At 43.9% G+C, this 1,956-nt stretch carries 2 protein-coding genes; both read left to right on the top strand.

The window, feature by feature from the left end:
- Positions 1–88: 88 nt before the first annotated feature.
- Entirely contained in the window at positions 89–1,108 is a 1,020-nt protein-coding gene (istA, locus tag WFH18_RS17320) for an IS21-like element ISAba8 family transposase (protein ID WP_005263048.1), read from the top strand.
- Positions 1,108–1,881 carry an IS21-like element ISAba8 family helper ATPase IstB gene (istB, locus tag WFH18_RS17315; RefSeq protein WP_005105266.1) on the top strand — a complete coding sequence of 258 codons (774 nt, stop codon included), beginning with the start codon at positions 1,108–1,110 and terminating at the stop codon, positions 1,879–1,881. Before istA ends, istB begins: the two co-directional genes overlap by 1 nt.
- Positions 1,882–1,956 lie beyond the last annotated feature (75 nt).

The following is a 1,956-nucleotide window of genomic DNA, read 5'->3' as shown; positions in this document are numbered from 1 at the left end:
TGTTAGCGGCAGTGTAAAAATGACCCCCTAATGGCATTTAAAAACTGACCCCCTTGGTTAATATAGCGGTCATTTTGGACTGCTCAACATGTTAACTTTGGAGCAAGCAGTGACAATCCAAATACTTCATCAACAAGGTAAATCTATTAAAGCCATTACTCGTGAACTGGGGGTGTCCAGAAATACCGTACGTAAATATTTACGGCAAAACACCACACCTCAGTATCAGCGTATACAGCCTAGAATAAGTATCCTTGACCCATATAAACCCTATTTACTCCAACGTGTAAATGCAGCTCATCCTGAATGGATTCCTGCTGTCGTGCTCTACCAGGAAATTTTAAGGTTGGGATATCCAGGAAAGATCAGGATATTGAGGGAATATCTTGCAACATTAAAACCAGTTGCCAAACCGGAACCGATCATTCGTTTTGAAACCCAACCTGGCCAACAAATGCAGGTGGATTTCACCACAATTCGACGCAACAACACGACTTTAAAAGCCTTTGTCGCAACATTAGGGTATTCCAGAGCGACTTTCGTGAAATTTTATGATCATGAACGTACGGATGCATGGATCGATGGTCTAGAAAATGCATTTCAGTTTTTTGTAGGAGTACCTCAAGAAATCCTGTTTGATAACGCTAAAACGATCATGATTGAACGGGATGCCTATCAGGAGGGGCAGCATAAATGGAATCCCAAACTGCTCGACTGCGCCAAGAAATACAGCTTTCGTCCTCGCGTATGTAAGCCCTACCGTGCACAGACCAAAGGCAAAGTTGAACGCTTTAATGGATACCTCAAATCAAGCTTTATTGTGCCATTGAAAGCAAGCCTGAAGACTTCGGGTTTACTGTTAGATGTTGATGTCGCCAATGCCCACATTGGCCGGTGGCTGCATGAAACCGCCAATCAGCGGATTCATGCCACCACGCAAGAAAAACCGGCTGTTCGACTGCAACAGGAGCAGCAAAAATTTACGCCATTACCGCTATCAGATACAGGTTCTAGCACTGTACCTGTTGCAGCAGCACAGCATGTCATGCCCTACGAGAGTTTGCAGCATCCTTTATCGGTATATGACCAGTTGCTGGGAGTTTCCTGATGAATCTGCAATACGACCGTATAGAGCAACTTTGCCAAAAGCTCAATCTGCCTGCCATCGCATCACAATGGTCACATCATGCACAACAAACATTAGGTCAAGATGGAAGTTATGCCGACTTTGTTGAAGCGATCTTGACGCATGAATATGCTGCCAGGCAACAGCGCAGCCAGCAGGTCCTGATGAAACTCTCAGGCCTGCCTCAAGTGAAAACGCTGGAAGGTTACGATTTTAATTATGCACTGGGTGCTCCCAAATCACAGGTGGTCGAGTTGTTCAACCTGAGCTTTATTGCTAGAGCAGAAAATGTGGTGTTTCTCGGGGCTAGCGGTGTAGGGAAAACGCACTTATCTATGGCATTAGGCTATAAGGCCATCATGAACAATGTCAAAACCAAGTTTATTACCGCCGCCGATCTCATGCTGCAACTCAGTACAGCCTATCAGCAAGGTAAATTGAAAACCTATATGCAACGGGTGATACTCGCCCCAAAATTACTGATTATCGATGAAATTGGTTATTTACCGTTTGGACGTGAAGAAGCGAATCTGTTCTTTAACGTGATTGCCAAGCGTTATGAAAAAGGCAGTACGATATTGACGAGTAACTTACCCTTTAGCCAATGGTCTAAGTCATTTGCGGATGATGTTACGTTGACCGCTGCGATGTTAGATCGGCTATTACATCACTGTCATGTGGTACAGATATCGGGTGAGAGTTATCGTTTGAAGGATAAAAAAAGAATTGGGATTCAGCCGCAGGTTGAAACTTAATACGAGATCAAAGGGGTCAATTTTACTTCGCCATTTTTAAGGTAAAAGGGGTCAATTTTAAAATGCCGTTGACAA

The sequence above is a fragment of the Acinetobacter sp. USHLN143 genome (assembly GCF_037145695.1).
GTDB lineage: Bacteria > Pseudomonadota > Gammaproteobacteria > Pseudomonadales > Moraxellaceae > Acinetobacter > Acinetobacter fasciculus.
The sequence above is the reverse complement of the archived record's forward strand: the minus strand, read 5'-3'. Positions and strand labels throughout refer to the sequence as shown.